The following is a 6666-nucleotide window of genomic DNA, read 5'->3' on the forward strand; positions in this document are numbered from 1 at the left end:
GCTGATAAGCTGGGATCAAAATGACGACTTATACACAGGTCATTTATTGATATAGCCTTATACAATGGATAACTACGGGTTAACCCCTGCTTTTAAGCAGAGTTATCCACATTCGTTTGCTGTTTTTTTGTGCAAATTAAAGTAAATTTTTCCAAGAAGCTATCCATTCTTCTGCTGGATCTTCCGGAATGTCGTACTTTTGAATATCAATTTCGAGACGATCGCCAAGGCGAGTTGCCCCTTTTTCCACCAATTTTTGATCCAATGTTCTGATCGCACCGCAGAAAGTATCATATTCACTACTTCCTATGCCGATCGCACCAAAGGTGATATTACTAAGATCAACGGAATCAGCAGATATCTCATTAGCAAAAGGCAGTAGGTTGTCAGGAATATCACCCGCACCATGCGTTGATGTGACCACCAGCCAGATCCCTTTATTTGGAAGATCATTAAGAGAAGGCCCATGGTGCAGATCTGTCTCAAATCCTTCATCAGATAAGATCTCTGCAAGGTGTTCTGCGACATATTCAGCACTACCCATGGTACTGCCACTAATAAGAGTGACTTTTTTCATTAATGATCTCCTTATGTTCAAGACGCGCTATTGTACGCTGTGAATCACTTGGGATCTACCTGTGGATAATGTGGTTATAAAAAAAATAAGAATTTACCCTTATGGTTTGATCGTCCTTATTATCGGGTTTTGCAGTGAGATCAGGGTTTCTGTTGATTGAATTTCATCGATTGTCTGAATTTTGTTGATAAGTACGTCTTGTAAGGCTTCTATACTTTTACACATAACCTTAGTAAAAATACTGTATTGCCCTGTTGTGTAGTACACCTCTACAACTTCATCTAACTTGTCTAGTTTATCTAATGCTGTGTGATAGTCTTTTGCACTCTTAAGAATAATTCCAATAAAGCAGCAGACATCAAAACCGAGTTGCTTTTCACTAATATCAACTCGAGTTCCTGTAATAATTCCCGCTTGCTTCATTTTCTCAACTCGAACATGAATTGTGCCTGGGCTAACTTCGAATTTTTTGGCTAATTCAGCGTAAGGTGTTCTCGCATTCGCCATTAATGCGTGAAGTATGTCACGATCGAGATTATCGATCTGATAAATATTGTCCATAAATCCCCTCTGTTTTTAACGATAATACATTTTTATAGCGTTATTTTTAACGATTTAAAACAAGCAAGGCTATTTTTAATGAAGTATATTGAATTTAGTACCCATTTTGTTGCTTAATCTATATCAGCAAAACACGACATCACCACTAGGGATACAAAAATGGAAAAATCATTCATTCAGACTCAACAGCAAATTAGCTTTGTTAAATCTTATTTTTCACGACTGCTGGAAAAAGAATTAGGACTGATTGAAGTTCAAGGACCGATCTTAAGTCGCCTTGGTGATGGAACTCAAGATAACTTATCAGGCCATGAGAAGGCAGTACAAGTTAAAGTCAAATCTTTACCAGATTCTACTTTTGAGGTTGTCCATTCATTAGCTAAATGGAAACGTAAAACATTAGGTCGTTTTGGATTTAGTTCTGGGCAAGGTCTTTATACTCATATGAAAGCTTTGCGACCAGACGAAGATCGCTTAACTCAAATCCACTCAGTTTATGTTGATCAGTGGGATTGGGAAAAAGTGATGGAAGATAAAGAGCGTACAGTTCCTTATCTTAAACAGACAGTGGGTAAAATTTATCAGGCAATAAAAGAAACTGAAAAAGCCGTCAGCGAAGAATTTGGTCTGGTACCGTTCCTGCCAGATCAAATTCAATTTATCCACACTGAAGAGTTATTGCGTCGTTATCCTGACCTTGATGCTAAAGGTCGTGAAAAAGCAATTGCCAAAGAATGTGGCGCCGTTTTCTTAATTGGTATTGGCGGTAAGCTTTCTAGTGGTGAAGCTCATGACGTGAGAGCACCTGATTATGATGACTGGACGACACCAAACGAAGATGGATTTGAAGGTTTAAACGGTGACATTCTTGTCTGGAACCCTGTTCTACAAGATGCGTTTGAATTGTCATCAATGGGTATCCGTGTCGATCCTGAAACATTAATGCGTCAGTTAACATTAACAGATGATACTAAGCGTCTTGAGCTGGATTGGCACAAAGCATTAATGCATGGTGATATGCCTCAAACTATCGGTGGTGGTATCGGCCAATCTCGTTTAGTGATGTTGCTGCTACAAAAAGAGCACATTGGGCAAGTACAATGTGGCGTGTGGGAAAAAGACACCCGTTTAGCTTTCGCCGATATGCTGTAATTATTGGCGCCAGCGTCGAAGTAAACGACTTTTTAATCCAGTATCAAAACGCCATATATGGTCAAAGATTTTCATGATGCTGGGTTTACCGTAATTGGATAAGGTAACCGCATGGAAGCGATTGTGCTGTTGCTGTTGGCTTTTTTTGATTTTGTTGATTAGGTTTTCGGGTAACCTTTGGGCGACAAAGTCAGAAATAACAACAGCATCAGCATCTTTCCATGCTGGGCTATTGAGTTTTTCTGCGACATTATCTAAACAAGCACTTAAATCTGTCCCCCCTCTAAATGACTGATTCAAAAACTTGATAAGCTCTTGCAGGCCATTAGACGATGACAACTGGTAATGTACAGTTTCAGTGGAAAATAACATCACATGGCATGAACGATTATCAGCTAGCGCTATTTTCATCAATGCTAATCCAAAAGCTTTAGCACACTGTTCGTTAAATCCCCCCATTGAACCTGATGTATCAATACATACAATAAAAGGTCCTCTCGGTCTTTCTTCATCATGATGATGAGTTACTGGACGCAATACAGTACGCTCTTGCCAATTATCCCCTTGTAACCGATAAGTATTGAGCTGCTTTTCCACCAGCTTTCGATAAAATTCATATTCTATTTCATTAATACCTAACAAGGCGAGTTCGGCAGGAAGTAAGCGCAAGATATCATCACTGAGCCCTATTCCATTGACTTGCTCTGGTGTTGTATCGGGTGCTTTCTCAACAATAGTCACTGGTTCAAAAATCACACTCTCTTCAGGAAGTGATTTGGCTGTTTTGCTACGGCCAAGCAAACTTGCGAGTTTATGTAATTCAGGTTGTTGATCGAGAAAGTCGCTATAACGTTGAATAATTTTCTCATCGAAAGGTGTTTTTGTTAAAACGCCTTTGCTCATATCCCATAAACGTCCTGCTGCACGCTCATTTTCTGAGAATGTATTACTTAAGCTTCCACTTAACGCTAAACGTTCTTGTAGTTCTGCAAGGAGTTGCTCTTGTTCTTGGTCAAATAGCGCTTTGTGTAATGCTGTGACTTGGAAAATTAAACTTATCCGCCAGTGTTGAATAAACAAAGCTTGTTGGGCTGGTGAAAAAGGCTTATTGGTTTTAATTAGTTGTGATGCTTCTTCAATAAAAGAAGAGTCTAGTTTGTTTAATTCAGCCAGTATTCGCTCTACTTGCTGATTAAATATGGCGTTACCTAATGACTGAGTTTGTTGATAAAGGGCAAATTCATCAGCAATCATGGTAGGTACTAAGGTTTCTTTTACTCTTTGCTGTAAGCTTTTTTTCCATTGGTGGATATCTTTAAGTAAGGCTTTTTTGAGCTTTGGGTGTTTTTCAAAAAATACCGCTAATTGAGGTGATGCAAGTATAGCAATAATGACTTCCTCAATAAGCTGCCCTTCATTTATGGCTAAAAGCATATCTAATGTTGAAAGTGTCAGCATAATATCATTACTTTATTTGGCTTTTTAATTGCGATAATTTTTCATTAAGCTGAACAAAGCTTTGTTCGATGGAAATAAGGCAATCATTATCAATAAATAAATTTGGTTGATGATGATTAAATTTTTCCTGCTCACCATAAATTTCTTGAGTCAGATCTTTTAATTTATCTAGCCACTCTTTGTTATTTTCAATAGGAGCGGCAGGCGCAGTCTCTTTTTGTTGATAAAGAGATGTTGTTCGACGACTAACATCTAAAATTTCTAATACACCATCTTGACGTATTTGCGCATTAATTGATTGTGGGAAACCAATGCCATTTAAACGCGCTAATAATTCATTCCCTTTAGCTAAAAAGTTTTCTAATGCTTTTTGCTCGATAGTAATAAAGTTAACTTGAATACTATGGATATGTAGAGGGATATGTAAAAACAACGTGAATTTATCAGCCTGCATTTTTTCTGATAGGCTAAAATGTGCATTTCGTCCAAACATTCCACTTTGTTTTTCAAAACGAAAGGCCTGTTGCTCTTGTTTACTTCTTGTTGATTGCATCCACTCAGCCCATAAACTTTCTGTTTTTCTAATCAACTCTAGCTGGTGGTAGGCTTGTTCTGTTAAAAGGCTTTGTAATAACTTATCTAATAATGCAAATGATGCTTGGTCATGCCACAGGCAATCTTTTAATAAAATAAGATCTAATGGTGAAATAGCACTACGGCCATTAAAAAAAGCACTGGCTTGTAAAAGGCGTACCGCTTTTTTCCAACGTCTATCTGAAACATAAGGTGCTGCATCACTTTTATCTAAAGACTCACGAAGTTGATAAATTAAATCAAATAAGTGGTCATCTAAAGTGACCTTTTCTAATTCTGATTGCCAACGTGAGAACTCTTCTGCGGTAATTTGGATATGTTCTGGAATATGAAAAGAGCTTACATCTTTATTAATGAGTAGTGCACGAAAGTTTTTCTTATCCTGAACTTTGGTTAGCCAAATGCGGATAAGCATTCGGTCATATAGTGCTTCAAGACTACTGTCTGAATCAGGTAGCTCATTAGAGGCTGAGACTAATAAACGCATTGGAATAGCAACTTCAGCTTCTCCATTTCTAAATTTACGCTCATTAATCGCCGTTAATAATGTATTAAGAATAGCGGGCCCTGCTTTCCATATTTCATCAAGAAAGACAACCTCAGCATCAGGTAGATATCCCTCGACCAAACGCTGATATTTACCTTCATCTTTTAAAGCTTGAATAGATAAAGGGCCAAAAATTTCTTCAGGGGTTGAAAAACGCGTCATTAGGTATTCAAAAGCTTTAGCCTCTTTAAAGGCTTCTTTCATTCTTCTGGCTATTAAACTTTTAGCAATACCCGGAGGGCCAAGTAAGAAAACACTCTCACCACTCAGTGCTGCAAGTAGACAAAGACGGATAGCTGACTGTCGCTCATAAAGCCCAGTTTCAAGATATTGGCTAAGTTGTGATATCCGCTCTGCAAGTTGCATAAACACTCCTAATAATGGGTACTTATTTTCGTCATCATCCTGAAAATATCAGAAAAGGATTGCTGACATATAGTCAAACATTCTATTAGCACACAAATTGTTTATAACAAAAATCGATTCAGCTTCCTACTGCTTATTTTTGGTTCTTTTTTGTTTTACTAGCGAAACGTTTCGATAGTGATCACGTTTTTTCATTAATGTTGCTGAGATGATCGGTTTAAAATATTGAATGTCATTTATGCGATACATCTAGAATTTATTACTGAGAGTAAGGAAAAATCATGGAAGCGAAGAAACTTGTGATTTTAGGTAGTGTTAATGCTGATCATATTCTTAATGTTGCCCATTTTCCGCTTCCTGGTGAAACCATTTCAGGTAACCAATTTCAAATGGTCTTTGGCGGTAAAGGTGCTAATCAAGCGGTCGCCGCTGGGCGTTGTGGTGCGAATATTTCATTTCTTGCTTGTTTAGGAAATGATGATATTGGTAAAAAAGCCAAAGCTCAATTAATGACAGATAACATAGATACCAAGAGCATTGAGTTAATTGATGACGTAGCAACAGGTGTTGCGCTGATTTTTGTTAACCAGCAAGGTGAAAATGTTATTGGTATTCATGCTGGTGCTAATGGACGATTAGATACAAGTTATGTTCAGCGTCATGGGAATATAATAAAAGAGGCTGATGCTCTATTAATGCAATTAGAATCACCACTTGATTCTGTTTTGAAAGCTGCTGAAATTGCTAAACAAGAAAATGTGCAAGTAATATTAAATCCAGCACCAGCTCAAGCATTACCTGATGAGCTGTTATCACTTGTGGATATTATTACTCCAAACGAAACAGAGACTGAATATCTGACTGGAATTAAAGTCATAGATGATGAAAGTGCTCAACAAGCAGCGGATGTTCTACATAATAAAGGTATTAAAACGGTTCTTATTACATTAGGAAGCCGTGGAGTTTGGGTGAGTGAGCAAAATAATAAAGGTTGTATCGTTCCTGCATTTAAAGTGAAAGCAGTAGATACCATCGCAGCAGGTGATACATTTAATGGCGCGTTAATCACTGCTTTATTAGAAGGGCAATCTATGATGTCAGCGATTAAGTTTGCTCATGCCGCGGCTGCTATTGCTGTCACTCGCGCAGGAGCTCAACCATCAGTACCTTGGCGTCATGAAGTGGATACTTTTTTAGCTTCATCCTTATAGGGTGTTTCTTTATATATAGAAGAAGAGAGCATAAGCTCTCTTTTTTTAGTTTGAATAAAGCTATTAGGTTTTTTTCTTTTTATTAGTTAGATTCTCGCCATCATGTTTATCAAGGAGTAAGAATACAAAGGAAGACAGCAATGTAATAATGCCAACAGTAATAAAAGTATAATGGAAGTTATCAACCGTAGTGCCCACAT

General features: G+C 37.7%; 7 protein-coding genes (1 of these 7 running past the window's edge). 2 read left to right on the top strand and 5 right to left on the bottom strand.

Annotation, left to right across the window (positions count from 1 at the left end):
• Positions 1 to 136: 136 nt before the first annotated feature.
• Both mioC and asnC read right to left on the bottom strand, forming a co-directional pair.
• The gene (mioC, locus tag GTK47_RS02485) at positions 137 to 577 is read right to left on the bottom strand and encodes an FMN-binding protein MioC (protein WP_161710701.1); all 441 of its coding nucleotides are present in this window, start codon (positions 575 to 577) and stop codon (positions 137 to 139) included.
• A gap of 99 nt (positions 578 to 676) precedes the next feature.
• Positions 677 to 1138 carry a transcriptional regulator AsnC gene (gene asnC / locus GTK47_RS02490; protein ID WP_023583317.1) on the bottom strand — a complete coding sequence of 154 codons (462 nt, stop codon included), beginning with the start codon at positions 1136 to 1138 and terminating at the stop codon, positions 677 to 679.
• A gap of 159 nt (positions 1139 to 1297) precedes the next feature.
• On the opposite strand from asnC, the gene asnA reads away from it, so the two are divergent.
• Positions 1298 to 2290 carry an aspartate--ammonia ligase gene (gene asnA, locus GTK47_RS02495; RefSeq protein ID WP_109394529.1) on the top strand — a complete coding sequence of 331 codons (993 nt, stop codon included), beginning with the start codon at positions 1298 to 1300 and terminating at the stop codon, positions 2288 to 2290.
• On the opposite strand, the gene viaA is transcribed toward asnA, so the two are convergent.
• Complete coding sequence (gene viaA / locus GTK47_RS02500) at positions 2291 to 3748, bottom strand: ATPase RavA stimulator ViaA (protein ID WP_165122027.1); 1458 nt, start codon at positions 3746 to 3748, stop codon at positions 2291 to 2293.
• Between the two features lie 7 nt (positions 3749 to 3755).
• Entirely contained in the window at positions 3756 to 5255 is a 1500-nt protein-coding gene (gene ravA / locus GTK47_RS02505; RefSeq protein ID WP_165122028.1) for an ATPase RavA, read from the bottom strand.
• A 281-nt stretch (positions 5256 to 5536) separates the two neighbouring features.
• Between ravA and rbsK the strand changes: the two genes are divergently transcribed.
• The gene (gene rbsK, locus GTK47_RS02510; RefSeq protein ID WP_165122029.1) at positions 5537 to 6466 is read left to right on the top strand and encodes a ribokinase; all 930 of its coding nucleotides are present in this window, start codon (positions 5537 to 5539) and stop codon (positions 6464 to 6466) included.
• Positions 6467 to 6529: 63 nt separating this feature from the next.
• On the opposite strand, the gene mdtD is transcribed toward rbsK, so the two are convergent.
• On the bottom strand, positions 6530 to 6666 hold the 3' end of the coding sequence (mdtD, locus tag GTK47_RS02515; RefSeq protein WP_165122030.1) for a multidrug transporter subunit MdtD. 1258 nt of this gene lie beyond the right edge of the window; 137 of the gene's 1395 nt are visible here — the last part of the coding sequence; its start codon lies beyond the right edge, outside the window; it ends in the stop codon at positions 6530 to 6532.

The sequence above is a fragment of the Proteus sp. ZN5 genome (assembly GCF_011046025.1).
Lineage (GTDB): Bacteria > Pseudomonadota > Gammaproteobacteria > Enterobacterales > Enterobacteriaceae > Proteus.

Bases quoted from the DNA above. Each gene is read 5' to 3' on its own strand.
- mioC (WP_161710701.1), bottom strand. From the start codon at position 577: ATGAAAAAAGTCACTCTTATTAGTGGCAGTACCATGGGTAGTGCTGAA.
- asnC (WP_023583317.1), bottom strand. From the start codon at position 1,138: ATGGACAATATTTATCAGATCGATAATCTCGATCGTGACATACTTCAC.
- asnA (WP_109394529.1), top strand. From the start codon at position 1,298: ATGGAAAAATCATTCATTCAGACTCAACAGCAAATTAGCTTTGTTAAA.
- viaA (WP_165122027.1), bottom strand. From the start codon at position 3,748: ATGCTGACACTTTCAACATTAGATATGCTTTTAGCCATAAATGAAGGG.
- ravA (WP_165122028.1), bottom strand. From the start codon at position 5,255: ATGCAACTTGCAGAGCGGATATCACAACTTAGCCAATATCTTGAAACT.
- rbsK (WP_165122029.1), top strand. From the start codon at position 5,537: ATGGAAGCGAAGAAACTTGTGATTTTAGGTAGTGTTAATGCTGATCAT.